Source organism: Bradyrhizobium sp. LeoA1Lang, assembly GCF_055413685.1.
The window spans coordinates 16,761-43,306 of sequence record NZ_JBVAPG010000072.1 but is presented as its reverse complement, the minus strand read 5'-3'; the positions used below and the strand labels follow the sequence as shown (position 1 = coordinate 43,306).

Annotated in this window: 21 protein-coding genes and 1 pseudogene; 6 read left to right on the top strand and 16 right to left on the bottom strand. The window is 64.8% G+C overall.

The features are described from left to right. Positions 1-769: 769 nt before the first annotated feature. Positions 770-2,377, top strand: coding sequence for a phytoene desaturase family protein (locus ACZYOF_RS23475; protein WP_463717264.1), 1,608 nt, complete (start codon positions 770-772; stop codon positions 2,375-2,377). Between the two features lie 58 nt (positions 2,378-2,435). Here the strand turns inward: ACZYOF_RS23475 and ACZYOF_RS23470 are convergent, their stop codons facing one another. Both ACZYOF_RS23470 and ACZYOF_RS23465 read right to left on the bottom strand, forming a co-directional pair. Continuing rightward, on the bottom strand, positions 2,436-2,717 hold the full coding sequence (locus ACZYOF_RS23470) for a hypothetical protein (protein WP_282532376.1): 282 nt from the start codon (positions 2,715-2,717) through the stop codon (positions 2,436-2,438). A gap of 234 nt (positions 2,718-2,951) precedes the next feature. Continuing rightward, positions 2,952-3,281, bottom strand: coding sequence for an H-NS histone family protein (locus ACZYOF_RS23465; RefSeq protein WP_245476605.1), 330 nt, complete (start codon positions 3,279-3,281; stop codon positions 2,952-2,954). A gap of 623 nt (positions 3,282-3,904) precedes the next feature. Here ACZYOF_RS23465 and ACZYOF_RS23460 point away from each other — a divergent pair. Next, positions 3,905-4,792, top strand: coding sequence for a 50S ribosomal protein L11 methyltransferase (locus tag ACZYOF_RS23460; RefSeq protein WP_463717263.1), 888 nt, complete (start codon positions 3,905-3,907; stop codon positions 4,790-4,792). Between the two features lie 347 nt (positions 4,793-5,139). Further along, positions 5,140-5,301 (top strand): hypothetical protein, encoded by a 162-nt coding sequence (locus ACZYOF_RS23455; protein WP_463717262.1) that lies wholly within the window; start codon positions 5,140-5,142, stop codon positions 5,299-5,301. A 31-nt stretch (positions 5,302-5,332) separates the two neighbouring features. Here the strand turns inward: ACZYOF_RS23455 and ACZYOF_RS23450 are convergent, their stop codons facing one another. Then, positions 5,333-5,518: a hypothetical protein gene (locus ACZYOF_RS23450; RefSeq protein ID WP_130581634.1), complete on the bottom strand. Its 186-nt coding sequence runs from the start codon at positions 5,516-5,518 to the stop codon at positions 5,333-5,335. 190 nt (positions 5,519-5,708) lie between these two features. Here ACZYOF_RS23450 and ACZYOF_RS23445 point away from each other — a divergent pair, with 190 nt between their 5' ends. Next, complete coding sequence (locus ACZYOF_RS23445) at positions 5,709-7,538, top strand: aminopeptidase P family protein (protein WP_463717261.1); 1,830 nt, start codon at positions 5,709-5,711, stop codon at positions 7,536-7,538. Between the two features lie 276 nt (positions 7,539-7,814). After that, on the top strand, positions 7,815-9,092 hold the full coding sequence (locus tag ACZYOF_RS23440) for a multidrug effflux MFS transporter (RefSeq protein WP_463717260.1): 1,278 nt from the start codon (positions 7,815-7,817) through the stop codon (positions 9,090-9,092). 101 nt (positions 9,093-9,193) lie between these two features. On the opposite strand, the gene ligA is transcribed toward ACZYOF_RS23440, so the two are convergent. Continuing rightward, on the bottom strand, positions 9,194-11,341 hold the full coding sequence (gene ligA / locus ACZYOF_RS23435) for an NAD-dependent DNA ligase LigA (RefSeq protein WP_165421358.1): 2,148 nt from the start codon (positions 11,339-11,341) through the stop codon (positions 9,194-9,196). A 78-nt stretch (positions 11,342-11,419) separates the two neighbouring features. Between ligA and ACZYOF_RS23430 the strand changes: the two genes are divergently transcribed. Beyond that, positions 11,420-11,707: a GIY-YIG nuclease family protein gene (locus ACZYOF_RS23430; protein WP_130581639.1), complete on the top strand. Its 288-nt coding sequence runs from the start codon at positions 11,420-11,422 to the stop codon at positions 11,705-11,707. A gap of 93 nt (positions 11,708-11,800) precedes the next feature. On the opposite strand, the gene recN is transcribed toward ACZYOF_RS23430, so the two are convergent. The 12 genes and pseudogenes from recN to ftsW form a co-directional block, all read right to left on the bottom strand. Further along, positions 11,801-13,474: a DNA repair protein RecN gene (recN, locus tag ACZYOF_RS23425; protein WP_463717259.1), complete on the bottom strand. Its 1,674-nt coding sequence runs from the start codon at positions 13,472-13,474 to the stop codon at positions 11,801-11,803. 18 nt (positions 13,475-13,492) lie between these two features. Beyond that, positions 13,493-14,389 (bottom strand): outer membrane protein assembly factor BamD, encoded by an 897-nt coding sequence (locus ACZYOF_RS23420; protein WP_130581628.1) that lies wholly within the window; start codon positions 14,387-14,389, stop codon positions 13,493-13,495. Positions 14,390-14,734: 345 nt separating this feature from the next. Further along, positions 14,735-15,694, bottom strand: coding sequence for a UDP-3-O-acyl-N-acetylglucosamine deacetylase (lpxC, locus tag ACZYOF_RS23415; protein WP_130581627.1), 960 nt, complete (start codon positions 15,692-15,694; stop codon positions 14,735-14,737). Positions 15,695-16,046: 352 nt separating this feature from the next. Further along, on the bottom strand, positions 16,047-17,831 hold the full coding sequence (gene ftsZ / locus ACZYOF_RS23410; RefSeq protein ID WP_282532383.1) for a cell division protein FtsZ: 1,785 nt from the start codon (positions 17,829-17,831) through the stop codon (positions 16,047-16,049). A gap of 90 nt (positions 17,832-17,921) precedes the next feature. Next, positions 17,922-19,241, bottom strand: a complete 1,320-nt coding sequence (gene ftsA, locus ACZYOF_RS23405) for a cell division protein FtsA (RefSeq protein WP_130577523.1) — start codon at positions 19,239-19,241, stop codon at positions 17,922-17,924. Beyond that, positions 19,238-20,236 carry a cell division protein FtsQ/DivIB gene (locus ACZYOF_RS23400; RefSeq protein WP_130577524.1) on the bottom strand — a complete coding sequence of 333 codons (999 nt, stop codon included), beginning with the start codon at positions 20,234-20,236 and terminating at the stop codon, positions 19,238-19,240. The genes ftsA and ACZYOF_RS23400 overlap by 4 nt, the downstream gene beginning before the upstream one ends. After that, positions 20,194-20,464: pseudogene (locus tag ACZYOF_RS23395) on the bottom strand (D-alanine--D-alanine ligase); the annotation flags it as partial. The pseudogene ACZYOF_RS23395 and the gene ACZYOF_RS23400, both read right to left, overlap by 43 nt. Positions 20,465-20,682: 218 nt before the next feature. Beyond that, on the bottom strand, positions 20,683-21,690 hold the full coding sequence (locus ACZYOF_RS23390; protein ID WP_130577525.1) for a D-alanine--D-alanine ligase family protein: 1,008 nt from the start codon (positions 21,688-21,690) through the stop codon (positions 20,683-20,685). Between the two features lie 108 nt (positions 21,691-21,798). Then, entirely contained in the window at positions 21,799-22,719 is a 921-nt protein-coding gene (gene murB, locus ACZYOF_RS23385) for a UDP-N-acetylmuramate dehydrogenase (RefSeq protein ID WP_283813501.1), read from the bottom strand. A gap of 1 nt (position 22,720) precedes the next feature. After that, positions 22,721-24,124, bottom strand: coding sequence for a UDP-N-acetylmuramate--L-alanine ligase (gene murC / locus ACZYOF_RS23380; protein ID WP_463717258.1), 1,404 nt, complete (start codon positions 24,122-24,124; stop codon positions 22,721-22,723). 130 nt (positions 24,125-24,254) lie between these two features. Further along, complete coding sequence (gene murG / locus ACZYOF_RS23375; RefSeq protein ID WP_463717257.1) at positions 24,255-25,355, bottom strand: undecaprenyldiphospho-muramoylpentapeptide beta-N-acetylglucosaminyltransferase; 1,101 nt, start codon at positions 25,353-25,355, stop codon at positions 24,255-24,257. 25 nt (positions 25,356-25,380) lie between these two features. Further along, positions 25,381-26,532, bottom strand: coding sequence for a putative lipid II flippase FtsW (gene ftsW, locus ACZYOF_RS23370; protein WP_463717256.1), 1,152 nt, complete (start codon positions 26,530-26,532; stop codon positions 25,381-25,383). Between the last annotated feature and the right edge of the window lie 14 nt (positions 26,533-26,546).

The window sequence follows — 26,546 nt, the reverse complement described above, 5'->3', positions numbered from 1 at the left end:
TCCCGTGCAACAAAAAGCACGGGGGTAGGACCACAGGTTCAACCGAAGCATTCCGGCTTTCCCTGCGCGATGGTGTTACGGCTTACTTCGTGCTCTCCCCGGTGACCGGGCTCTTTTGCCACCGTCATCTCTCGCGCGACTTGGTCGCGCAAAAAACTTAGCGCCAGCGTCGGGGCGCCAGGACCACACGACTTCGCCGTCCGCTGATGTCACGCTCGTCAGTCGCAACACCCGCGTCCACCGCATCTCACCGCAACGTTCGTGACGATCGCGACCCGCCCCTCATTCGCGCTGAGACGCGCGGAGTTAAATCACTGATTTGCCCGACGGCGAAAGCGGTTTATTTTTCGCTGCAAGGATGGACAGACTTTTGCTGATTTGCCCGACGGGTTGTTATGTCGCACCCAAAGCATCCAGATCGTCATTGCGAGCCAACGGGTCGCGCGAACGCGCGCCCGATGACAGGCTCCGCGAAGCAATCCATAGCGCCGCAAGCGGAGGCATAGATTGCTTCGCTCCGCTCGCAATGACGGGGGGTGTCATTCCGGGGCGTCCGAAGGACGAGCCCGGAATCCATTTCGCCGCTTGCGCCCGTGGATAAATGGATTCCGGGCTCGCGCCAAAAGGCGCGCCCCGGAATGACGGAGAGGTTGGCGGGCTCACGCCGGGAGGCGATCCCTGGAATGACGACCGGGGTGAGTGGCGAAAATACTAGTGGCTTGTGCGCAACGATGGGTTACTGGCAAGCTCCTGAGAAAATGAAGCGGACATGAACGAAACGGACGTCGTCATCATCGGTGCGGGGCACAACGGCCTCACCTGCGCGGCCTATCTCGCGATGGCGGGGTTGCGCGTGAAAGTGGTCGAGCGCCGCAAGGTGGTTGGCGGTGCTGCGGTGACGGAGGAATTCCATCCCGGGTTCCGCAACTCGGTCGCGGCCTATACGGTGAGCCTGCTCAACCCCAAGGTCATTGCCGATCTCAGGCTCGCCGAGCACGGCCTGCGGATCGTCGAGCGCCGTGCGCAAAATTTCCTGCCGTCCCCTGACGGCAGCCATCTCCTCACCGGCGAAGGCCGCACCACGGAATCCGTCGCCAGACTGAGCGCGCATGATGCGGAGGAGATCGGCATCTTCTCGCGCCAACTTGAGGCGATTGCCGATGTGCTGCGCCAGTTCGTGCTGCGCGCGCCGCCGAACATCGTCGAGGGGTTTGGCGCGGACGCGCTCCGCGAGGCCTTCAACGCGCTCGGATCCGCCAACCTCTTGCGCAAGCTTTCGCTGGAGCAGCAGCGCGACCTGCTCGACCTCTTCACCCGCTCGGCCGGCGAGATGCTGGACGAGCGGTTCGAGAACGATTTGGTGAAAGCGCTGTTCGGCTTTGACGCCATCGTCGGCAATTATGCGAGCCCCTATGCCGCGGGCTCGGCTTACGTGATGCTGCACCACGCCTTCGGCGAGGTGAATGGCAAGAAGGGCGTGTGGGGCCACGCGGTCGGCGGCATGGGCGCGATCACGCAGGCGATGGCGGCGGCGGCACGCGCGCATGGCGCCGAGATCGAACTGGATGCCGGCGTGCGCGAAGTGCTGGTCGAGAACGGCCGCGCCGCCGGCGTCGTGCTCGACGACGGCACCACCATCCGCGCCAGATATGTCGCCGCCAACGTCAATCCGAAACTGCTCTACACGCGGCTGATGCCGGCGGGCGCGCTGGCGCCGGAATTTTTGCAGCGCATGTCGCGCTGGCGCAACGGCTCCGGCACCTTTCGCATGAATGTCGCGTTGAGCGCCCTGCCCTCCTTCACCGCTTTGCCGGGCGCAGGCGATCACCTCACCGCCGGCATCATCATCGCGCCGAGCCTTGGCTATATGGACCGCGCCTTTCTCGACGCGCGCAACTTTGGCTGGAGCCGCGAGCCCATCGTCGAAATGCTGATCCCCTCGACTCTGGACGACTCGCTGGCGCCGGCTGGGCAGCATGTCGCGAGCCTGTTCTGCCAGCACGTCGCGCCGGAACTGCCCGACGGCAAATCCTGGGACGACCATCGCGATGAGGTCGCCGACCTTATGATCGCGACGGTCGACAGATACGCCCCCGGCTTTGCCGCAAGCGTGATCGGCCGGCAGGTGCTCTCCCCGCTCGACCTGGAGCGGCAATTCGGCCTATTGGGCGGCGATATCTTCCACGGCGCGCTGACGCTGAACCAGCTCTTCTCCGCCCGTCCGATGCTCGGCCATGCCGACTACCGCGGCCCCGTGAGGGGGCTCTATCACTGCGGCTCCGGCGCCCATCCCGGCGGCGGCGTCACCGGCGCACCCGGTCACAACGCCGCGCAGGTGATCCTGGGCGATCATCGCTCCCTGTTCGCAAGGCGTTGAAAAGCCTGTGGACGGCCTGTGGATATCAGGTGGAAGCCGATGTGCATCCACCACCCGGTCAGGCTGCCACGGGCTGCGACACGTCGCGATCGTCGGTAAACAGCGTTTCGAGCAGTTTCACGAGCTGCTCCCGCGCGTGGCCCCCTTGGCTCGGCTGCTCCAGGAATTCCGCGAGCTCGACCTCGTCGGTCTCAATGGCATACCCGGCGCCGCGGAAGTCACCCCGCTTCTTTTCGTGCTCGACGAACAGCCGGCGGGTTTCGGTATCGAATGCCAGGCGCCAGCGGTCCTCGTCGACACCTTCAGAGCGCTGATAGAGCGGCCGTCTTAACAGGGACATGGGACCCTCCTTTTTTTGGCAGCCTATCACGACGTCGCTTGCTTCACCTCCTCCCGCTTGCTTGCGAGAGATGGAGCGCAGCATCCATCGCGGCAGCATTTCAACCTGATCGGATCATGTCTAGGTGGAGAACCCTGTTGAAAACCCCGGTATTCTCGGTTGGCAACTTCTCCATGACGGCCGTGCGACGCTCCAGAAAGCAAAAGCGTCGCGAACTGCGATGACCGATCTGGTTTAGCGCCGCTTGCGGCCGGGGCGATCGATGAGGAAATCGTCCAGCTTGGAGCCGGCACCAAGTCGCTTTGTCAGCCATAGAGGACGTTTGCCGCGACCCGACCACGTCTCTCCAGGGTTTTTCGGGTTCCGATATTTGGGGAGGACTTTTGGATAAGGACGGCGGCTGCGATCGGGTTTCGCAGCTTCGTCAGACGACCGAAGCTTGCGTAGCCGGTCCTCAAGCGTGGCTTTCTCGCTGACTATTCGTTGCGTCAGCTCAGCCGCTACTTGTTCATGGAGCGCCCACAGTTGGTCTGTGGACATGGATCGGAAGCCGTTACGTTTCATCGAGTCGCGCCCAGGAATAAATACAGAGCGCACTTACCAATCACGCCGGACGCAAACAAGCGTCCCGGTACCATTTGGCGCATCACTTACAGGGAGAAGTTCCGCTTCCGGTCTTCAAGACATCGGACTCGCGCATTCAAGCGGCTACGATGAAGTCCTGTCCTGATGCTTCGAGGCCGTCCGGACGATGTTTGCCGTCGCCTGGCAAGCGCCCTCGCTTCCGCCTCTCGCACCTGTCGTCGAAGATCGTGAAGTTCAGCAATGCGTTGCGCCATCAGCTTCAAGGTCTTGCGAAGAATTTCGGCCCACGTCCTTTTGCAACCACTCATGATCACTCCCGGACAAAACTACTATAAATTTAATTAAAACAACGGGTTACGATCATGCATTGTTTGGGTGAACTTTCAATTACGGGACAAATACGGAGTTTTGGGCGCACAGGCCCGCCCGCGCAGCCATGTCGGGCCCTTCCGCTCAAGCCCCGGCTGCGCCAATGGAGGTTCGCCTTTTCAGCCGCCCGCGGCTGAGCCGAGCAGAGAGTTCCTCGAAGTTTCGGCTCCCCGCTGATAATGCGATCGTGGTTAATGCTGATGTTCCAGATGAAGTCGAAACGGTCACCCTAAATGCTTCCGAAACCCACCCATCGCGCGAGCCTCGCGCTTCCCGACGAGCAGACCGCCAGGCGGCTGGTCGACGTGCTGACCGAAATATTCTTCGAGGGCGAGACGGCGATTGCCGCATTCGAGCGGCCGGACGGGCGCTGGGAGGTCACCGCGCATTTTGCCGATGCGCCCGATCAGGCGCTGATGCGCGAGCTCGTCGCCAATGCGGCCGGCGATGACCTTGCCAAGACCATCGCCTTCGACACCGTCGAGGCCAAGGACTGGGTCAAGGCCAGCCTCGAGGACCTCGTCCCCGTCCCCGCTGGGCGCTTCGTCGTGCACGGCCAGCACGACCGCACCCGCGTGCCGCCGAACAAACTCGGCATCGAGATCGAGGCGGCGCTGGCCTTCGGCACCGGCCACCACGGCACCACGCGCGGCTGCCTGCTGCTGCTCGATCACGTGCTGAAGGCGCACCATCCGCGCCGCGTGCTCGACCTCGGCACCGGCACCGGCGTGCTGGCGATCGCCGCGGCGAAGGCGCTGCACGGCGCCGTGCTGGCAAGCGACATCGATCCGCCATCGGTCAACGTCGCACGCGAGAATGCCGAGTTGAACAAGACCGGCCATCTCGTGACGATGATCCGCGCCACCGGTTTCTCGGCGCCGCAATTTTCCGAGCACGGCCCGTTCGACCTCGTGCTCGCAAACATCCTCGCCAATCCGCTGCGGCAACTGGCGGGCCCGATGGCGCGGCATCTCGCGCCTTCCGCGCGCGTGATCCTGTCGGGGCTTTTGACGCATCAGGCGCCAAGCGTGATCGCCGCCTATCGCGCGCGTGGGCTGGTGCCGTTACGGCATCTGAGAATCGAGGGATGGAGCAGCCTGCTGCTGCGCTCGGTTAAGTGAGCCCTCTGGCAAGGGAATGCGGCGATTGCACGCTTTGCTGCAAGGTCATGGCGATCGAGACGCTCGCGAAGCCGGCAGCAGCGTGGTGCCCGGAATGCAAGCCTGGGCGCGGATGCCAGAGCTATGAGAACCGACCGGCTGAGTGCCGATCCTTCAATTGCCTGTGGTTGATCGATCAGCGATTCGGACCGCACTGGAAGCCGAACAGGTCGAAACTTGTGCTGACGGCCTCGCAGGACGGGATCGAAATCCGGTGCGATCCTGGCTTTCCTGACGCTTGGCGACGGGAGCCATTTCGAAGCGAGATCGCAAAGCTCGCTGTTTCCGGCGAGGAGCATGACGTCACGGTGCTGGTCATCATCGGAGCAAAGATGATGCTCGTGACGCCCGATCGCGAGTTCGATCTGGGTGTCGTTGGACCGCACCAAAGGATCGTTCGGGAACTGGAAGGAAGGCGGGTGATCGGCGCAACCGTGGTGAAGGCTTCCAATCTGGACGAACGAATGTGAAGTGAACCTCGCGGTCGGTCGCAAGAAACGCCTATTCGGCTGCCTTGTTCTTGCCGAGGGCTGTCTCGCTCTTCTCCGCCTTGAGCCGGCGCCTGACGCGCCGTTCGACAAAGCGATCCAGGATCTGGACGATGACACCGCGCTGCTTCTGTTCGATGGGAGCAATCGGGCCGCGGCGGACCGGCGGCGAAATCTTCTCAAAGCTGAAAGCAGGCATCGTGTATCCCCTCGCCGTTGAGTTGAGACACTCCTGGAAGCCTCCCGACATCGTTGTCGAACGGCTTGCCTTGAAAACCGTTCCGTCTTTTCTAAACCTGCGAAACGGTATTGAAGCATAACTTATGCCAAATTGTGGCGATATCCGCTTACATTGCGGACATGTCCACGCAATCATAAAGTGACCAACGATGTCCGAGGCCCATTTCCAGACGTTCGAAGAACCCGAAGGCGGCGTGGCGCTGACGGCGCGGCTGGCCGCGTTCCGCGAGGAATTGGCGCGGCGGAAGCTGACCGGCTTCGTCATTCCCCGCGCCGACCAGCAGCAGAATGAATATGTTGCGCCATCCGAGGAGCGGCTGGCGTGGCTGACCGGTTTTACCGGATCGGCGGGACTTGCAATCGTGCTGATGCAGGAAGCCGCCTTGTTCGTGGATGGCCGCTACACGCTGCAGGCGGGAAAGCAGGTCGATCCGAAGGCCTGGCAAATCCAACCGCTTGTCGATCCGCCGCCGGAACACTGGCTGACAAAACATCTTTCCGCCGGCGACAGCCTAGGATTTGACCCGTGGCTGCACACTTCTGCGGCAGCCGAGCGTCTCGCGGCGGCCTGCGCCAAGGCCGGAGCCGAACTGGTTGCGGTCGACAGCAACCCGGTCGATGCGATCTGGACCGAGCGACCGCGCCCGCCGCTCGGGCCGGTCACCATCCACGGCCTGCGATTCGCCGGCGAGGCGGAGGCCATAAAGCTGGAGCGGATCAGGGACGAGATCAACAAGCTCGGCGTCGACGCGCTGGTGCTGTCGGACAGCCACGCAGTGGCCTGGACGTTCAATATCCGCGGCGCCGACGTCTCGCATACGCCGCTGCCACTCTCCTACGCGCTGGTGCCGAGAGAGGGCCGGCCGACGGTGTTCATCGATCACCGCAAGCTTTCGAACCTCACGCGCGACCATCTCGAGCAATCCGCCGATGTCGACGAGCCGGACCGGCTCACCATGAAGCTGACCGAGCTCGCGCAGCGCGGCGCCGCGATCGCGCTCGACAATGCGACCGCGGCCGAGGCGCTGAACCGCCTGATCACCACCGCGGGCGGCAAGCCGGTGCGCGGCAGCGATCCGGTGAGCCTGTTGAAGGCCGTGAAGAACGCCGCGGAGATCCAGGGCACGCGAACTGCGCATCAGCGCGACGCGGTGGCGCTGGCGCGCTTCCTGGCCTGGATCGACCGCGAGGCGCCCTCGGGCGGGCTCACCGAGATCGACACCGTCGAGGCGCTGGAGACCTTCCGCCGCGAGACCGGCGCGCTGAAGGATGTTTCATTCCCGACCATCGCCGGCACCGGGCCGAACGGCGCCATCGTGCACTACCGCGTCACCCGCAAGAGCAACCGCCGGATCGCATCCGGCGATCTGCTCTTGATCGATTCCGGCGCGCAATACGAGGACGGCACCACTGACGTCACCCGCACCATCGCGATTGGTAAGCCGACAGCGGAGATGCGCGACCGCTTCACCCGGGTGCTGCGCGGCCATATCGCGATTGCGCGCGCGGTGTTCCCCGACGGCACCACCGGCGCGCAGCTCGACACGCTGGCGCGGCAATATCTCTGGCAGGCCGGCATCGATTTCGAGCACGGCACCGGCCATGGCGTCGGCAGCTATCTTTCCGTGCATGAGGGGCCGGCGAGAATCTCAAAGCTCGGCACCACGCCGCTGAAGCGCGGCATGATCCTCTCCAACGAGCCCGGCTACTACAAGACCGATGCCTACGGCATCCGGATCGAGAACCTCGAGCTCGTGATCGGCATCGACATATCAGGCGCCGAAAAGCCGATGAACGCATTCGAAACGCTGACGCTGGCGCCGATCGACCGCCGGCTGATCGACGTGACGTTGCTGGGCGAGGCCGAGCTGAAATGGCTCAACGACTACCATGCCCGCGTCAAGGCCGAGGTACGCCCGCAGCTCGGCGATGACGCCACGCAACAGTGGCTCGACCGGGCAACAGCGCCGCTGACGTAAGCGCCCGCTATCTTCCCCGTCATTCCCCGCCTTCGGCGAGCCCGATGACAGGCTCCGGCAGGGAATCCAGTACGCCGCGGCGTCGCCGGGTATAATTTCAATCTCCGAAATACTGCATCATTCGCCTTCACGGATGATGACAGTGGAGGCAGGTGCTTGCAGCAAAGGCACCGCTTCATCACCGCCTCCCGGAATCGGCATAGCCGCATGCCGAAACATCCGTATTCGCATCTGCGCATCTCGTTACATTCGCCCCACGAAAGGATGCGTAGCTGAATGCATGGCGTGATGGGCAAGCCGCCCGACGCGGCAACGAAGGACATCGCGACATCGAAGCTCATGCTGCTGTTGCTCGTCGCAATGACGGGCGTAGCGCCGATCTCGCTCTATATGCTGGTGCCGGCGCTGCCGGTGCTGGCGACGACGTTCGGCCGCGACATCTCGATCGCGCAGATGACGGTGTCGCTGTTCATGGTCGGCATCGCCTGCTCGCAGCTCATCATGGGCCCGCTGTCGGACAAGTTCGGGCGGCGGCCGGTGCTGCTGGCCGGCCTCGGCCTGATGGTCGTGGCTGGTATCGGAAGCATTTTCGCGGAAACCCTCCCGCAACTGATCGCGGCACGCTTCTTCCAGGCGCTCGGCGGCGCCAGCGGCATGGTGGTGAGCCGCGCCATCATCCGCGATCTCTATAGCCGCGACCGCGTCGGCGCCATGATCAGCCTGGTGATCGCGGTGATGATGATCGCGCAGATGCTGAGCCCCTTGACCGGCGGCCTCTTGGAGACCGTGTTCGGCTGGCGCGCGATCTTCTATGCCATCACCGCGGGCTCGCTCGCGGTCGCCGTCGGCATCGCGCTGGCGCTGCCGGAGACGCGTCGCGTCCGCAGCGAAGACAGCAACTTCCGCCGCGATGTCGGCAGCCTGATCAGGAGCCGCGCCTTCATCGGCTATGTGCTGTGCCAGGTGCTGGCCTCGCAGATCATCTTCACCTTCGCCGGCGGCGGCCCCTACATCGTGGTGACCCAGATGGGACGCACCAGCGCCGAATATGGCGCGTGGTTCGCGACCACGGGGTTTGCCTATCTGGTCGGCAATTTGCTCTGCGTGCGCTTCGCGCCGCGTCACTCGCTGGAACAACTGATCTGGTTCGGGCTTGCGCTGCAACTCGGCGGCAGCCTCCTGAACCTCATCTTTAGCTTCACCGGGGTCAACCAGGCCCCGCTCTGGCTGTTCGGCACCCAGATGATCGTGATGGCCGGCAACGCCTTCGTGATGGCGAACTCGGCGGCCGGCGCGATCAGCGTCCGCCCCGAAGCCGCCGGCACCGCCTCCGGCGCGATGGGATTCCTGCAGCAGGGCGTCGGCTCGCTGGTGTCGCAGTTCGGCGCCTATCTCGGCGGCCATTCCACCACCACGCTGCCGCTGACGAGCGCGATCCTCGTCATCTCGATCGCATGCGCATCGAGCATGATTTTTCTCGTGCCACGGCGAAACGTGGTGGTGACCGAGGCACTGATCGAGCGGGCGGAGGAGGACGAAGCGGGGATGATGTAGCTGTTGTGCGTCGTTCCGGGGCGATGCGAAGCATCGAACCCGGAACCTCGAGATTCCGGGTCTGGTCCTTCGGACCATCCCGGAATGACAACCAGGTCACTTCACTCCCCGATCAGCTTCAGCCATTCGTCCTCGGTCAGCACGGCCACGCCGTGCTTCTTGGCTTCCGCGAGCTTCGATCCCGCGCCGGGACCTGCGACCACGTAGTCCGTCTTCTTCGACACTGAGCTTGCCGCCTTCGCGCCCAATCGCTCGGCGGTCGCCTTGGCCTCGTCGCGCGTCATCTTCTCCAGCGAGCCGGTGAACACGACGGTCTTGCCGGCGACCGCCGAATTGCTCTTCGGCTTTTCGGTATCGATGATCTCGTCGAGCTCCTTGACCAGCCGCTCGACGATGCCGCGGTTGTGGCTCTCGCCGAAATAGGCCGCGACGCTCTTGATCACGGTGTCGCCGATCTGGTCGAGCGCATCCATCTCCGCGATCGCTTCCTCGTCACCCTTCGCAACCCGCAGGCAGGCATCGTGGAACGCCTCCCATGAGCCGTAGCCGCGCGCCAGCGCCAGCGCCGTGGTCTCGCCGACATGGCGCATGCCGAGCGCGTAGATGAAGCGCTCCAGCGCGATCCGGCGCCGGCTCTCGATCGCTGCGAACAGGTTGCGCACCGAGGTTTCGCCGTAACCCTCGATCTCTTCGAGCTTGAGCTTCTGGTTGCGCTTGGGCAGCGTGAAGATATCGGCGGGCTCCCGCACCCATTCCTTATCGAAGAAGAATTCGAGCTGCTTCTCGCCGAGCCCATCGATGTCGAAGGCACGGCGCGAGACGAACAGTTTCAGGTGCTCGATCTTCTGGAACGGACAGGCGAACTCGCCGGTGCAGCGGGCGCGCGCACCCTCCTCGCCGGTCGCGGTCTCCTCGCGCACGACGTCGGTATGCAGCGGGCACGGGCACTTCTTCGGGAAGTGAAACTCTTTGGCGTTCTTCGGCCGCTTGTCGATGACGACGTCGACCACTTGCGGAATCACGTCACCGGCGCGCTGGATCACCACGGTATCGCCGATCCGGATGTCGCGGCCCTCTCGCAACTGCTCGCCGTGACCACCGATGCCCTTGATGTAGTCCTCGTTATGCAGCGTGACGTTCTGCACGATGACGCCGCCGACGCCGACCGGCTCGAGCTTGCCGACCGGCGTGAACGAGCCGGTGCGCCCGACCTGGATCTCGATATCGCGCAGCACGGTCATCGCCCGTTCGGCCGGGAATTTATGCGCGATCGCCCAGCGCGGCGTGCGCGAGATAAAACCGAGCCGCTCCTCCCAGTCGATGCGGTCGACCTTGTAGACAACGCCATCAATGTCGTAGTCGAGCTCGGCGCGCTGCTCCTCGATCTTGTGATGGAAGGCAAGCAGCTCATCGACCGAGTGACAGAGCTTGGTCAGCGGATTGGTCTTGAAGCCGCAGCGCTCGAACCAATGGATCATGCCGGTCTGCGTGTCCTCCGGCATCGCGCTCATCTGGCCCCAGGCATAGGCGAAGAAGCCGAGCGGCCGCGAAGCGGTGATGCCAGGGTCCTTCTGACGCAACGAGCCCGCGGCCGAATTACGCGGATTGGCAAAGACGGTATCGCCGGCGGCCTTCTGGCGTTCGTTGAGCGCAAGGAAGGCCTTCTTGGTCATGTAGACTTCGCCGCGCACCTCGCAGATCTCGGGCACGTTGCGGCCCTTCAACCTCTCGGGGACATCCTCGAGCGTCCGGATGTTGGCGGTGACGTCTTCGCCCTCGGCGCCATCGCCGCGGGTCGCGGCTGTGACGAGCTCGCCGCCCTCATAGCGCAGCGACATCGAGAGGCCGTCGATCTTCGGCTCGGCGGAGAAATCGATCTTGTCGTCACCAAGCCGCAGGAAGCGCACGATACGATCGACGAAGTCGCGCACGTCGCTCTCGGCAAAGGCGTTGTCGAGCGACAGCATCGGCAGCGAATGCCGCACTTTCTTGAAGCGTCCCGACGGTGCGGCGCCGACCTTCTGCGATGGCGAATCAGGGGTGACGAAGTCGGGAAAGCGTTTCTCGATCGCGTTGTAGCGCTGGCGCAGCGCGTCATACTCGGCGTCGGTGACGGTGGGCGCGTCTTCCTGGTAATAGCGCCGGTCGTGCGCCTCCAGTTCGAGCGCGAGCCGCGTATGCTCGACCTTGGCCTGCGCCTTGGTGAGCTTGTCGACGTCGGGAAGGACTGTTTTTTTGGACTTGGCCATGATGCCCGTTATAGTTCGTCATTCCGGGATGGTCCGAAGGACCAGACCCGGAATCTAGAGGTTATGCACACCGCTATCATGGCTTACTACGTCTATATTCTTGCGAGCCGAAAGGATGGAGCGACCTATATTGGCGTGACCAACGACCTCGTACGCCGCGTCTATGAACATCGAACCAAGGCGGTCCGTGGCTTCGCTTCCAAATACAATATCACACGGCTGGTATGGTTCGAAATCTATGACGATCCGATCTCCGCGATCTCGCGCGAGAAGGAGCTCAAGAGGTGGAAGCGAAGTTGGAAGGTGCAGCTGATCGAAACGAATAACCCCGAGTGGAACGATCTGTACGAGTCGATCTGTAACTAATCTCGTCATTCCGGGGCGGTCCGTTAGGACCGAACCCGGAATCTCGAGATTCCGGGTTCAATGCTTCGCATCGCCCCGGAATGACGGAGAGAGTTACGCGGTGGCCGCGCGCAACAGGCGCTCCGCGGCCGCGCGCGCTTCGGCGGTGATCTCGGCGCCGGCGAGCATGCGGGCGATTTCCTCGCGGCGGTGGTCGGCGGCGAGCGCGTTGACGCGGGTGGCGACGCGCTTGCCCTTGTCGAGCGCGTCCTTGGAAATGAGCAAATGCTGGCTGGCGCGGGCTGCGACCTGCGGCGCATGCGTGACCGCCATCACCTGCACCTTGTCGGCCAGCCGCGACAGCCGCCCACCGATCGCATCCGCCACAGCGCCGCCAACGCCGGTGTCGATCTCGTCGAACACCAGCGTCGGCGCCGAGCCACGGTCGGACAGCACGACCTTCAGCGCCAACAGGAAGCGCGACAGCTCGCCGCCGGAAGCGACCTTCATCAGCGGCCCCGGCTTTGTCCCCGGATTGGTCTGGACCCAGAACTCGACGCGGTCGATGCCTTCCGGCCCGGGCGAGGCCGCATCGGTCTCGACCTGCGTCATGAACTTCGCGCGCTCGAGCTTCAGCGGCGCCAGTTCGGCGTTAACGGCCTTGTTGAGCTTTTCGGCGGATTTGGTCCGCGCCATCGACAGTTTGGCTGCCGCGGCAGCATAGCGCTTGTCGGTCTCTTCAGCCGCGGCCTCGAGCTTCTTCAACCGATCGGCGCCGGCATCGATCAGCGCAATGTCGGCGGCATATTTGCTGGCGAGTGCGGCCAATCCATCGACCGGCGTCGCATATTTGCGCGAGGCGGCGCGCAGCGCGAACAGGCGCTCTTCGATGCGCTCGAGCTCGGCCGGATCGAAGTCGGCCGCCGCAAGCGCAGCGTTGAGGTGCTGATCGGCCTCTTCGAGCGCGTTGATGGCGGCATCGATCGCCTTCACCGCGGGCTCGACCAGTGACGGCGAGCTGCCAGCGCGGCGCTCAAGGCGGCGCACAGCGCCCGACAGCGCGGCCACCGGCGAATGAGGGCCCGAGATCGCCTCCTGCGCTTCGCGCAGATCGGTAGCGATCTTCTCGCCCTGCATCATGGTGGTGCGGCGGTTGGCGAGCTCGGTCTCCTCACCGTCCTTCGGCGCCAGCGTCTTCAGTTCCTGCGAGGCGTGGCGCAGATAATCGGCCTCGCGCGCGGCGCGTTCCATGCCGGCGCGATGCTCCTCCAGCGCGGCGTTGGCGCTGCGCCGTGCCTCCCACAGCGATTCCAGCGCCGCCACATCCTTCTCGAGCCCCGCAAAGGCGTCAAGCAGCCGCCGGTGGGTCGAGGCATCGACCAGGGCGCGCTCGTCATGCTGGCCGTGAATCTCGACCAGCGCGGCGCCCACCGCCTTCAGGGTCTGCACAGAGATCGCCTGGTCGTTGATGAAGGCGCGGGTGCGGCCATCGGCGAGCTGCACGCGGCGCAGGATCATCTCGCCGTTGTCGTCGAGCCCGTTATCGGCCAGCAGCTTTGCCGCCGGGTGATTCTTCGGCACGTCGAAGGTCGCCGTCACCTGCCCCTGCTCGGCGCCGTGCCGCACCAGCCCGGCATCGCCGCGGCCGCCAAGGGCCAGCGCAAATGCATCGAGCAGGATCGATTTGCCCGCGCCGGTTTCGCCGGTCAGCACCGCCAAACCACGGGAGAATTCGATATCGAGCCGTTCGATCAGGACGATGTCACGGATCGACAGACGCGCCAGCATGTGAGGACTATTCCAGGCCTATAATATCTTCTTGAAGGTCCTGCTGATCCAGGAACCCTGATTCTCGCTCGGCTCGAGACCGCCGGACTTTACTAGATTATAGGCGTCCTTGTACCAGCGGCTGTCAGGAAAATTGTGCCCAAGCACAGCGGCGGCGGTCTGCGCCTCGCTCGGGATGCCGATCGCCATATAGGCCTCGGTGAGCCGCGCCAAGGCCTCCTCGACATGCCGCGTGGTCTGATACTGCGTGACCACGGTCTTGAAGCGATTGATCGCGGCAGTGAAGTCCCGCCGCTCCATGTAATAGCGACCGACATTCATCTCGCGGCCAGCGAGCTGGTCGCGCGCGCCCTCGAGCTTGGCCTTGGCGGAGGTCGCATATTCCGAGGTCGGATATTTGCGAATCACCTCTTCCAGCGCCGCGATCGCCTTCTCGGTGCGGGTCTGGTCGCGGGTGATGTCCGGGATCTGGTCGTAATGCGAGGCCGCGATCAGGTATTGCGCGTAGGCCGCGTCCGGACTGCCGGGATGCAAGGTGACGTAACGTGTCGCCGACCCGATGCAGGTATCGTAGTCGCCCTGCTGGTAGGAGGAATAGGCCGACATCAGGAGCGATTTGCGCGCCCAATCGGAATAGGGATGCTGACGGTCCACCTCCTCGAACTTCTTCGAGGCCGCACGAGGATCCTTGCGCTGGTTCATCAGGTACAAGCCCTCATTGTAGAGCTTGTCCGCGGGCTCCTCGTTGAAGGTGTCGTCCTTGGCCAGGAACTTGTCCCACAGCGGACCGGTGCCGCAACCACCCAACGGCAGCGCCAGCACGATCAGGCCCGCGGCCAGCCGCAACAATGATGCCCCTCCGGCGCGGCCGGCTGATGAGGTGCATGATTCGTGCGTGCTACGCGATAACGGCATGAATGTGAGAACCCGGCGCCTTGGAAGCGATTGATGGCGATCTGTCCACGAACGAGGCCATGGACGGAAATTTTCCCCGCGCCTGTGCTGCCCCGTGCAACCGCAGGCCTGTCTAGCCGAAAAACGACCCTCGACCAACCGAATACGGAGCCATTTCGCCCGGATTAAGGCGGCCCCAAGACGGTCACTATCGGCTGTGGTTACTATGGAAATTGCTAGAGCATTTTCGGTTCTGATGGAATCAGAACCGAAGCTCTAGATTCTTGTTTTGACCCGTTTTCTTCATGCGAACCGGTGCCCACTTCGCTCGAAAACGCTCTAGAAAACGCTAACGGAAAGCGGTGTTTAGGACACGTCCGGGCCATAGGCCGGGGCGATCAGGCCGCCGACAGTGGCACTCCCGGCCTCGGCAACGGTGCGGGAACGGCGCGCGGTTTCCGATTCGACCACCCGCCACGCGCTGCGATCGGAAAGCAGCGCGGTCAGCGCGGCATGGTTCAGCTTGTGGCCGCCGCGAACCGAGCGATAGGCGCCCAGGATCGGCAGGCCGGCCAGCGCGAGATCGCCGACCACGTCCAGCACCTTGTGGCGGACGCATTCGTCGCGGAAGCGCAGGCCTTCGGCGTTGAGCAGGCGGGTCTCGTCGAACACCACCGAGTTCTCGAAAGAGGCGCCGAGCGCGAAACCTGCGCTCCACAGCCGCGCCACGTCATTCATGCAGCCGAAGGTGCGGGCACGCGAAATCTCGCGGCGGAAGCTCTCAGCGGAAAGATCGAAACAGTAGCTCTGGCGGCCGATCAAGGGATTGGCAAAGTCGATCTCGACTTCGGCACGGAAGCCGCCGGCAAAGGGACGGAACTCACCGAAGCAGTCGCCGATCGCGACCTGCACCGGCTTCAGCACCTGGAGAACGCGGCGGGCGGCGGATTGGGTGACAATACCGGCCTGATCGACCGCGGCGACGAAGGCCGAAGCGCTGCCGTCCATGATCGGCACTTCCGGACCGTCGATTTCGATGGTGGCGTTGTCGACGCCCATGCCGCGCAGCGCAGCCAGCACGTGTTCGGCGGTCGATACCAGCGGCCCCTCGCGGTCGCCCAGGACGGTCGCGAACTCGGTCGCGATCACGGCATCAGCGGCGGCGTGAACTTCGCGGTCGGCCCCGTCGAGACCCGTCCGGATAAAAGTATAGCCCGCGTCAACGGGAGCAGGTCCAATGGTAAGGCTGACCGGTAAACCGGAGTGAACGCCGACGCCCGTCACGGTGGCCTGCGACCGAAGCGTTGTTTGACGGCTTAATTTCATCCGATATGCGCCCACACTACCCGACGTAACCTAAGACGAGGCGGCCTTACTTCCCCAACCGACTCGCTTAGGCATCCCCAAAGTTGGACAGACCATAGTCACCGCCCGAGAGCGTACAACTCACGCTTCTTTACCGATTGTTACCCCATCTCCGCCGCAATCGCGCCAAGGCTTAACCAAATTACGGAGCGGCCGGACACCCTTTCGGTACCATGACCAAGTCATGGAATACCTGATTAATCATTTAATTTCAGTTACTTGTTTGCCGGGCTATGACCACGGAGACGGTTAAAGAAAAGAGCCCCGGCGGGTTCCGCCGGGGCTCTTTGAATGATCAGGATTGTAACAAAGCTCAGTTTGCCTGCCGGCGCAGGAAGGCCGGGATATCAAGATGGTCATCTCCCTGTGGCGTCGGCGCAACAGGTGCCGGCCGGCCGTGGGGATCCAAACCTTGCGGCGCGGGACGCTTCGCATACTCAGATACCGGGTCGTGCGCCGCGATCTGCTGCGCCACGTTACGCTGCGGCTTGCGCTCGGGTAGCGGCGGCATGGCCGGACCGGAGGCGCGGGCCGCGACCGGGGGCTCGCTCTCCTCCTCGCGGCGGCCGAGGCCGACATTGGCGAGCCGCTGCAAGAGCGACAGGCGGGTCTTCTGCGGATGTTCCTCCTCGGCCTCGCCACGGGCCTGGCGGATCTCGGCCTGGGCCGGCATCGGCAGGTCCTCGAACTTCGGCATCCGCGGCGTGCGCACCGGCGGCCGCTCGGCGGTCGGCGGAATGAAGTTTTCCGGCGTCGCCGGCTCGTGGGCTTCGACCCTGGTCGCTTCCGGATCGGGGAACAGGGTCGGCTTCTGCGCGATCGGGCGGACGGTGACGTCGCCATAGGACGCCGGTTGCATCGGCGCGGCCTGCTGTTCCGGCGACACGGCGGCGGCGATGGCGGCGAGCGCGGCACGCTCGACGCTGCCCTGCTGGCGCAGCGGCGGCGGCGCGGCAGGTGCCGGCGCGGCCATCGGAGCGCCGCCGGCTTCCAGCTTATGGGCACGTTCGGCCAGGCGCTGGTTGTCGGCGCGCAGCCGGGCGGTCAGGTCGGCGAGCCGGCTCTCGGGCGAACCGTTGCCGGCCGGCGCAGGCGCAGCGGGAGCCGCGGCGGCGGCGTTGCGGGCGATCGCGGCCTGCTCGATGCCGGTCGCAACCACGGATACGCGGATGATGCCGTCGAGCGTCTCGTCGAAGGTGGCGCCGACGATGATGTTGGCGTCGGGGTCGACCTCCTCACGGATGCGGGTGGCGGCCTCGTCGACTTCGAACAGGGTGAGATCCTTGCCGCCGGTGATCGAGATCAGGAGGCCCCTGGCACCCTTCATCGAGGAGTCGTCGATCAGCGGATTGGCAATCGCGGCCTCGGCGGCGGTGAGCGCGCGCTTCTCACCGGTCGCCTCGCCCGTGCCCATCATCGCCTTACCCATCTCGCGCATCACGGCGCGGACGTCGGCGAAGTCGAGGTTGATCAGGCCTTCCTTGACCATCAGGTCGGTGATGCAGGCAACGCCCGAGTAGAGCACCTGGTCGGCCATCGCAAAAGCGTCGGCGAAGGTGGTCTTCTCGTTGGCGACCCGGAACAGGTTCTGGTTCGGGATGATCAGCAGGGTGTCGACCACCTTGTGCAGCTCGGAGATGCCGTTCTCGGCGGTGCGCATGCGGCGCTGGCCTTCAAAGTGGAACGGCTTGGTCACCACACCGACGGTGAGGATGCCCATCTCGCGAGCGGTCTTGGCGATCACGGGAGCGGCGCCGGTGCCGGTGCCGCCGCCCATGCCGGCGGTGACGAACACCATGTTGGCGCCGGTGAGGTGATCACGGAGTTCGTCGATGACCTCCTGCGCGGCGGCTGCGCCGACATCCGGCTGCGAGCCGGCGCCGAGGCCCTGGGTCACCTGCGTGCCCATCTGGATGATGCGTTGCGCCTTCGACATGGTCAGCGCCTGCGCGTCCGTGTTGGCGACGACGAAATCGACGCCCTGCAGCCCGGCGGTGATCATGTTGTTGACGGCATTGCCGCCCGCGCCACCGACGCCGAAGACGGTGATCCGCGGTTTCAGCTCGCTGATGTCAGGAGGGGTCAGATTGAGTGCCATGGTTGCCTCTCGATTACGCGCGCGCGTAGGTTCGCCCCGGCCTGCGGCCGCGGGAGCTGGTGAAAATCCTGTGGGCCTTATGAGTGGTCATCAGAAGCCCTCGCGAAGCCATCGTCCGACCTTTCCGAAATAACCGTCAGTCCCTGTCTTGAGCTGCCGCGTGTGCCGCGGTTCGACATGTTCAAGGTGAGCGTATTGCGGATAGACCAGAAGCCCGGTGGGCACCGCGAACGACGGACCCTTGGCCTCGTTGGGCAGACGGCCGAAGCCGAGCGGACGGCCGATCCGCACCGGCCGATTGAGAATGCGGGTGGCGAGTTCGATCATGCCGGTGAGCTGCGAGGCGCCGCCGCTCAGCACGACCCGCGCCCTCGGCTCTGCCGCAAACGGGGAAGCCTTGAGCCGGTCCCGGACCATCTCAAAAATCTCCTCGGCGCGATGCCGGACGATGTTCGCAATCGTGGCGCGGGAGACGATCTGCGGCGTGTCGCGTTCGTCGCCGGCGGTCGGGACCGACATCAGCTCGCGCGCATCCGAGCCGCCGGTCAGCACGGTGCCGTATAAAGTCTTGATTCGCTCGGCATCCGCAATGCATGCGCCGATGCCGCGCGCAAGATCCATCGTGATGTGTTGCCCGCCGAGCGCAAATCCCGACGCGTGCACGAAGCGTCCCCCCGAATAGGTCGCGATCGTGGTCGAGCCGGCGCCCATCTCGACCACGGCGGCGCCGAGATCGGCTTCATCATCGGTGAGCACCGAGAGGCCGGCGACATAGGAGCTCGCCGCCATCGCCTCGACGTTGAGGTGGCAACGCTCGACCACGAGCATCAGGTTCTTGGCGACGGTGGCGTCGGCCGTGACGACATTCATGTCGACGCCGAACTGACTCGCCACCATGCCGCGCGGGTCGCGGATGCCCTTGACGCCGTCGAGTGCGTAGCCGACTGGCAGCGCGTGCAGCACGGTCCGCCCGTGGGCGGTCGCGTGGATCATGCCGGCCGTGGTGACGCGGCTGATATCGGCTTCCGTCACCGAGCCGCCGCGAATGTCGGCGGCAGCCTCGACGAGCTGGCCGGCGGGCCGGCCGCCGGCGACCGGCAGCAGCACGGATTCGACTCGGACCTTGGCCATGCGCTCGGCCAGCGCCACCGCATGACGCACCGCCTTCTCGCATTCGGCGAGATCGACCACCGCGCCGGCCTTGACGCCGCGCGACTGGATCTGGCTGTAGCCGATCAATTCCACCGCATGGGTGCGGCCGCGCAGGGCTTCGCTCGGCGGCGACGGCTTCAGCCGCGCGATCATGCAGGCGATCTTGCTGGTGCCGATATCGAGCGAAGCCACCAGCGCAGTGCGCTTGTGGGCCATCGGGCGCGTCTTCGGCGTCAGATTGCGATCCAGGACGGTCATGCGTCACCGCCCTTCTTCTTCGACTTCTTGTCCTTGAACAGCTCTTCGCGCGCCTTTGCCGCTTCCTCGGCCAGTTGCACCGTCAGCCGGTCAGGCAGGCGCATGTCGACGGCGACGATGTCGCGCGAGAACAGCCGGTCTTCCTTGTCGAGCTTGGAGAGCGCGGCGAGCGCATTGCCGACGTCGTTCTCGGGCAGGCGGATGTCGAGCCCATCCTTGAGCCGCAGATTCCAGCGCCGTTCGCCAACGAAGATCGCGGCCTTGGTCACCGAACGCACCTGCGGATAGCGGTCGAGCAGCGCCAGGAAGTCCTTGGCCCTGGTCTCGGCCCCCTTGCCGACCACGAGCGGCAACGTGAGGAAGCGGCGCGACACGTAGGGCTCGAGGACCGCGCCATCATCCGCGACTACGGACAGGCGCCCATCCTGCTGCCACAGCGCGAAAGCCTTGCGCTCGACGATGTCGATCTGGAGCTGGCCCGGATACAGCTTCAGGATCGTCGCGTCGGCGATCCAGGGATTGGCCTTCAGCCGATCGCGCACGGTCGCGGCATCCAGGAACAGCAGCGAGGAGCGACCGTTGACGCCGCCGATCGCCAGCACCTCGTCCTGGCTCAACTGCTTGCGGCCGTTGATGGCCACCGTGGTGATTCGGAAGCCCGCCGAGTTGGCGAGCGCATTGCGCGCATCCGAAAGCCCTGTGACGAATTCGTCGACATGGCCGCCCTTGACGATGCCGAGGCCGGCGCTGCCGAGCAGGATGAAGACGGTGGCGGCAAGACCGACGCGGCGCGGCAGATAGCGCTCGACCAGAAGGATGAAGCGGCTCGGCGGATCGCGATCGATCACCGGCGGGGCGCGGCGGGTACGACGACGGGCACGACGGTGGGCAAAATACTCGCGCAGCAGCACCGCCGCTCCAATAGCGGCTGCTTTCAGGTCAGCTTCGGGCCTCAGCGATCGCAGTGATCGAGTGAGGCGGCCTGCACCATCCATTGCACGAGCTCGTCAAACCTTCTGCCCGCAACACGTTTGCGGGTCCTGGCGCACACAACGTCTCGGTGATGCCGGCCTGGGTGTCGAAGCCAGTAAGAAAGGCCCCCTGTCCCTCGTTACGCGTGTCGAAGTGAAAGTTCCCGCGACAGCTCACGCCCGGCAGCCAAGCGCTACATGCGCCGCCAGCGTTAACCTTCGGACTTCCTGGTAAACAAAAGGTAAAAGCGGTTAACGCGGAACGCGTTTTGATGAGCAATGTGCGTAGTTTGCCACGCAATCCTTAGGATTTTAGCAATCGCCCGGGGTTCCCGATTCGGCACGGAACCAGTTCCGGGTGCTTTTAGACGCGCGGGATACTCCCCCGTCATTCCGAGGCGATGCGAAGCATCGAGCCCGGAATCCATTTCGCCGCTTGCGCCCGTAGCCCGATGGATTCCGGGTTCGCGCTACGCGCGCCCCGGAATGACGGAAGGACTTGTCCGCCGCCTGGCCAATTCGATCTGCTCTTGCAGGAAATCGACGAACTCGATGCCCTGCGCCTTGAGCGCCTTCGGATAGAGCGAGGCCTTGGTCAGCCCCGGCAGCGTATTGGTCTCAAGATAGATCGGGCCCTTGGCGGAGACGATGAAGTCGGTGCGGGAATAGCCGGCGCAGGACAACGCCCGGTGGGCGCGGAGCGCGAGGTCCATGATCGCGGCGCTGATATCAGGCGAAAAGCGCCCGGGGCAGATCTCCTGGGTCGATTTGAGCAGGTATTTTGCGGTGTAGTCGAACGCGCCCTCCGCCGGCACGATCTCGATCGGCGGCAGCGAGAAGATTGCGCCGTCGGACCGCTCCAGCACGCCGCAGGTTGCCTCCACGCCCGCAACGAACGGCTCGATCAGATATTCCTCCGTCGCGGCGGCGTTGCGGACGGCGACGATGTCCTGCTTCGCGTTGACGAAGATCAGGCCGTAGCTTGATCCGTCGCGCGCAGGCTTGGCGATCAGCCTGCCGTATTCGGCGAAGGCAGCGTCGATCTCGTCGAGGGCGATGCCGCTCGGCGCCGGCACGCCCGCAATCGCCGCGAATCGCTTCGCCGCGACCTTGTCGAAGGCGAGATGCGAGGACGCCGAGCTGGAGCCGGTGAAGGGGATGCCGCGCATCTCGCACATCGCCTGCAATTCGCCGTTCTCCGCGCTGCCACCGTGCAGGCCAAGCACCAGCACGCGATCCTCGCGGGCGGCCTGGTCGAGCGCCTGCGCGAGCGGGATGCCGCGCGTGCCGGGCCTGAACTCGTCCTGGAAGGGCCTCACATGTTCGAGAAGCTGCTCGGACCGCACGACATGGACATTGTCAGCCACGTCCCAGAACCAGAGATCGGCCTCCGGCAAAGCCTGGTGCAGCGCCTGCGCGCTTGCCACCGAGACGAGGCGTTCCTTGTTGCTGCCGCCGAAGAGAATGGTCGTTCGCATCGCTGTTGCCTTCAGTCATTCCGGGATGGTCCGACAGGACCAGACCCGGAATCTTCTCTCCGTATAAGCTCTGGATTCCGGGTTCGCGCTTCGCGCGCCCCGGAATGACTACGGAATCCCGATTCGCTTGATTTCCCAGTGTAACTCGATTCCCGACGTCTCTTTCACCCGCTGCCGCACGGTTTCGCCGAGCGTCTCGATATCGCGTCCGGTGGCATTGCCGGTGTTGATCAGGAAATTGCAGTGCATCTCCGAGACCTGGGCGCCGCCGACGCGCAAGCCGCGGCAGCCGGCGGCATCGATCAATTTCCAGGCGCTGTTGCCCGGCGGGTTCTTGAACGTCGAGCCGCCGGTCTTCTCGCGAATCGGCTGCGCGGTCTCGCGGTGGGCCTGCACCTCGTTCATGCGCGCGCGGATCGCCTCGGGCGCAGTGATCCTGCCGCGAAAGCGCGCGGAGGTGAAGATGATCGAGGGATCGACGCCGCTGCTGCGATAGACGAATTTCATGTCGGAATTGGTGAACACATGCTTGTTGCCGTCGCGGCCGATTCCGGTGGCATCCAGCAGCACATCCTTGGTCTCGCCGCCGTTGGCGCCCGCATTCATGCGCAGCGCACCGCCGACGGTGCCGGGGATGCCGAAGAAAAACTCCATGCCGCCGATATCAGCCGCAGCCGCCGTCTCCGCCACGCGCTTGTCGAGCGCTGCGGCGCCGGCGCTCACGATGTCGCCTTCGGCCCTGGTCTCGCCGAATGCGCGCGGCGCGAGGCGAATCACGACGCCCGGCATGCCGCCGTCGCGCACGATCAGGTTCGAGCCGACGCCGACGACATAGACAGGCAACTCCTGCGGCAAGCGCGCCTGGAAATAAGCAAGGTCGTCTTCGTCCGCCGGCGTGAACAGCACCTGCGCCGGTCCGCCGACGCGAAACCAGGTCAATTCCGCCAGCGACTGGTTCGCCAGCAGCCGCCCGCGCAGTTCCGGCATCGCGGCTTTCAGCTCTGGCGTGATGTCGGGGAAACCGGCCACGCTAGCCCAACGCCTTCAATTCGCCGGGCAATGCGTAAGCCCATTGCGTGATGTTGCCGGCGCCGAGGCACACGACGAGATCGCCGGGCTTGGCAAGGTCGCGAACGATTTTCGCAAGCTCGCCGGCATTCGGCAGCGGGATCACGTCGCGATGGCCGTGTGCGCGCAGGCCGAGCACGAAATGATCGCGGTCGATGCCCGGGATCGGCGCCTCGCCCGCCGGATAGACCTCGGCGACGACGACCGCATCGGCATCGTTGAAGCAGGTGCAGAATTCCTCGAACAGCGATTGCAGGCGGGTGAAGCGATGCGGCTGCACCACGGCGATGATCTTGCCGCTGTAGGACTCGCGCGCCGCCTTCAAGACCGCAGCGATCTCGACGGGATGGTGGCCGTAATCGTCGATCACGATGACGCCGTTCCATTCGCCGGTCCTGGTGAAGCGCCGCTTCACGCCGCCGAAGCCTGCGATGGCCTTGCGGATCGCTTCGTCGGAAATGCCGAGCTCATGCGCGACCGCGATCGCCGCGGTGGCATTCAACGCGTTGTGGCGGCCGGGCATCGGCAGCACGATATCCGATATCTCGTGCACCACGTCGGTTTTGCGGTTGCGGAAGGAGACCTTGAACTTCGAGCCGCCGGGAATCGGCTGCAGGTCGACCAGCCGCGCATCGGCCTGCGGATTTTCGCCATAGGTGATGATGCGACGGTCCTCTATGCGGCCGACGATCGTCTGCACCACCGGGTGGTCGATGCACATCACCGCGAAGCCATAGAACGGCACGTTCTCGACGAAGGCGCGGAACGCATCCTGCACGGCCTCGAAGGTCTTGAAGTGGTCGAGATGCTCGGGGTCGACATTGGTGACGATGGCGACATCCGTCGGCAGCTTCAGGAACGTGCCGTCGCTTTCGTCGGCTTCCACCACCATCCAGTCGCCTGCGCCCAATCGCGCATTGGTGCCATAGGCATTGATGATGCCGCCATTGATCACGGTCGGATCGAAATCGCCGGCATCGAGCAGCGCTGCGACCATCGAGGTGGTCGTGGTCTTGCCATGGGTGCCGGCGATGGCGACGCAGCTCTTCAGCCGCATCAATTCGGCGAGCATCTCGGCACGGCGCACCACGGGAATGCGCTGCGCGCGCGCCGCCATCAGTTCCGGATTGTCGCGCTTGATCGCGGTCGAGACCACGACGACGTCGGCGCCGTTGATGTTCTCGGCCTTGTGGCCGACCGAAACCTTGACGCCCTTCTCGCGCAGCCGCGCGACATTGCCGCTCTCGGACGCGTCAGAGCCCTGCACGGTGTAACCGAGATTGCAGAGCACCTCGGCAATGCCGCTCATGCCGATGCCGCCGATCCCGATGAAGTGGATAGGTCCGATTTCGCGCGGCAGTCTCATGGTTCGTTTTCCCTCGTCATGCCCGGCACTTGCCCGGTCACCCACGAATCTCCTGCCCTTCATGCAAGACGCGGATGGCCGGGACAAGACCGGCCATGACGCCAAACGGGCGAAAATTCGCTGTTCCGGCCTAAATTCCAGCCACTTTCACCACCAGATCGGCCAGCCGCTCAGCGGCGTCGAGCCGGCCGGCGCCGCGCGCGGCTGCCGCCATCGCCGTCAATTTCTCAGGTTCGGCCGCGAAAGCAGAGATTTCGGCCGCCAACCGGCCTTGCGTGAATTCCGCCTGCGCAATCCGCAGCGCGCCGCCGGCCTGCGACAGCACGCCGGCATTGGCGAACTGGTCCTGGTCGATCGCGCCGGGCAGCGGCACCAGGATCGAGGGCCGGCCGATCGCGGCGAGCTCGGCGACGGTGCCGGCACCGGAGCGCGAGATCACGAGATGGGTGGCGGCTAGTCTTGCCGGCAGGTCGGCGAAGAACGGCGCGAGCTCGGCATTGATCTTGAGGTTGTCATAGACCGCGCGCACCCGCGCCATGTCCTCCTCCCGCACCTGCTGGGTGAGGATCAGCCGGCTCCACAGCGCGGGCTCGAGCTTTTCGATCGCGCCGGGCACGATATCACTCATCACCCGCGCGCCCTGGCTGCCGCCGACCACGAGCAGACGCAGCGGGCCGTTCGGCTCCGGCGTGGCAAACGGCACCGCGGCAGCCGCGAGGACCGCGGGCCGCATCGGCGTGCCGACGGTGGTGGTCTTGCCGGCCAGCGCCGGATCGCGATCGAGCACGCCGGGCAGCGAGGTCGCAATCGCATTGACGCGGCTGGAGAGGAAGCGATTGGCGCGGCCGAGCACCGCGTTGGCGTCATGGATGATGCCGGGCACGCCGAGCAGCCGTGCGGCGAGCAGCGGCGGCACCGTGGGATAGCCGCCGAAGCCGACCACCGCGGCCGGCTTCAGACGGCGCACCAGATTGGCGGCAACCACGATACCGTAGCCGAGCGTGATCGCGGTGCGGGCGAGCGTGATTGGATTGCGTCCGCGCACCGTCTCGCTCGGCACCACATCGATATTTTCCTTGGAGAACAGTCCACTGTAGCGCAGCGCGCGGGCGTCGGTCGCGAGCCGCACGCGCAGGCCGCGCTTGATCAGTTCCACGCCGAGCGCTTCGGCGGGGAACAAATGGCCGCCGGTGCCACCGGCCGCAAGCAGGATGAGGGGCGCGTTGTCCATGGTCTCAAATAGCCGACGGCGCTAGTCAGGCATAGCCCTGCACGGCGCCGGCCGCGTTCACGGATTCGATCTCGGTGCGCGGGCGCTGCCGGGTCAGCGCCAGCATCATGCCGACGCCGTAGGCCAGCGAGACGATCGAGGAGCCGCCATAAGAGATGAACGGCAGCGTCATGCCCTTGGCCGGGATCAATTGCAGATTGACCGCCATGTTGATCGCAGCCTGAACGCCGAACAGGATCGCAAGCCCCGACGCGGCAAAGCGCGCGAACATGTCCTCGGTCGCATAGGCGCGCGAGAGCGTGCGGATCACGACGAAGGCAAACAGCGCCAGCAGTGCCAGGCAGAGGATGATACCGAATTCTTCCGCGGCGACCGCGAAGACGAAGTCGGTGTGGCTGTCCGGCAGGCTGCGTTTTGCGATGCCCTCGCCCGGCCCGAGCCCGAACCAGCCGCCGTTCCAGAATGCCTCCATCGCCATGTCGACCTGGAAGGTGTCGCCGGAGGCCGGATTCATGAAGCGCTTGATGCGGCCGGCAACGTGCGGGACGAACAGATAGGCGCTGAACAGGCCGAGGCCGGCGGCGCCCGCAAGCCCCGCGACCCAGATCATCCGCATGCCTGCGATGAAGAACAGCGCGCCCCACACCATCAGGATCAGCATGGTCTGGCCGAAATCGGGCTCCATCACCAGGAGCGAGACCAGCATCAACAGCAGCACCAGCGCCATCGAGGTCGCCGGCATTTCCGGACGCCTGGTCGATTCCGCAAACAGCCAGGCCGCGAGGATCACGAAGGCCGGCTTTGCCGATTCGGAAGCCTGGATGTTGACGCCGACCAGCGTGATCCAGCGCCGCGAGCCCTTCACCTCCGGGCCGACCAGCAAAGTCATCACGATCAGCGCGATGCTGACGAAGAACACCACCACCGCGGCGCGCCGGATCTGGCGCGGCGACAGGAAGGAGACCGTGATCAGCACGATGAAGGACGGCAGCAGGAACATCACGTGCCGGCTGAAGAAATGGAAGGGGTCGAGCCCGATCCGGGTCGCGACCGGCGGGCTCGCCGCCAGCGACAGGATGACACCGCCGAACATCAGCGCGATGACCGCCGCCAGCAGCGGCTTGTCAATGGTCCACCACCAGTCGGAGAACGGGGTGCGTTGATCACGGGCGAGCATGGGCGTCCCCAGAA

Excerpts from the sequence above, each read along its gene's own strand:
- ligA (WP_165421358.1), bottom strand. The coding sequence starts at position 11,341 with ATGGCCAAGTCCAAAAAAACAGTCCTTCCCGACGTCGACAAGCTCACC.
- ACZYOF_RS23450 (WP_130581634.1), bottom strand. The coding sequence starts at position 5,518 with ATGCCTGCTTTCAGCTTTGAGAAGATTTCGCCGCCGGTCCGCCGCGGC.
- ACZYOF_RS23430 (WP_130581639.1), top strand. The coding sequence starts at position 11,420 with ATGGCTTACTACGTCTATATTCTTGCGAGCCGAAAGGATGGAGCGACC.
- murC (WP_463717258.1), bottom strand. The coding sequence starts at position 24,124 with ATGAGACTGCCGCGCGAAATCGGACCTATCCACTTCATCGGGATCGGC.
- ACZYOF_RS23445 (WP_463717261.1), top strand. The coding sequence starts at position 5,709 with ATGTCCGAGGCCCATTTCCAGACGTTCGAAGAACCCGAAGGCGGCGTG.
- ACZYOF_RS23465 (WP_245476605.1), bottom strand. The coding sequence starts at position 3,281 with ATGAAACGTAACGGCTTCCGATCCATGTCCACAGACCAACTGTGGGCG.
- ftsA (WP_130577523.1), bottom strand. The coding sequence starts at position 19,241 with ATGACCGTCCTGGATCGCAATCTGACGCCGAAGACGCGCCCGATGGCC.
- ACZYOF_RS23390 (WP_130577525.1), bottom strand. The coding sequence starts at position 21,690 with ATGCGAACGACCATTCTCTTCGGCGGCAGCAACAAGGAACGCCTCGTC.
- ACZYOF_RS23440 (WP_463717260.1), top strand. The coding sequence starts at position 7,815 with ATGCATGGCGTGATGGGCAAGCCGCCCGACGCGGCAACGAAGGACATC.
- ACZYOF_RS23420 (WP_130581628.1), bottom strand. The coding sequence starts at position 14,389 with ATGCCGTTATCGCGTAGCACGCACGAATCATGCACCTCATCAGCCGGC.
- ACZYOF_RS23470 (WP_282532376.1), bottom strand. The coding sequence starts at position 2,717 with ATGTCCCTGTTAAGACGGCCGCTCTATCAGCGCTCTGAAGGTGTCGAC.
- lpxC (WP_130581627.1), bottom strand. The coding sequence starts at position 15,694 with ATGAAATTAAGCCGTCAAACAACGCTTCGGTCGCAGGCCACCGTGACG.
- murG (WP_463717257.1), bottom strand. The coding sequence starts at position 25,355 with ATGGACAACGCGCCCCTCATCCTGCTTGCGGCCGGTGGCACCGGCGGC.
- ACZYOF_RS23400 (WP_130577524.1), bottom strand. The coding sequence starts at position 20,236 with ATGGATGGTGCAGGCCGCCTCACTCGATCACTGCGATCGCTGAGGCCC.
- ACZYOF_RS23460 (WP_463717263.1), top strand. The coding sequence starts at position 3,905 with ATGCTTCCGAAACCCACCCATCGCGCGAGCCTCGCGCTTCCCGACGAG.
- ftsZ (WP_282532383.1), bottom strand. The coding sequence starts at position 17,831 with ATGGCACTCAATCTGACCCCTCCTGACATCAGCGAGCTGAAACCGCGG.
- recN (WP_463717259.1), bottom strand. The coding sequence starts at position 13,474 with ATGCTGGCGCGTCTGTCGATCCGTGACATCGTCCTGATCGAACGGCTC.
- ftsW (WP_463717256.1), bottom strand. The coding sequence starts at position 26,532 with ATGCTCGCCCGTGATCAACGCACCCCGTTCTCCGACTGGTGGTGGACC.
- ACZYOF_RS23475 (WP_463717264.1), top strand. The coding sequence starts at position 770 with ATGAACGAAACGGACGTCGTCATCATCGGTGCGGGGCACAACGGCCTC.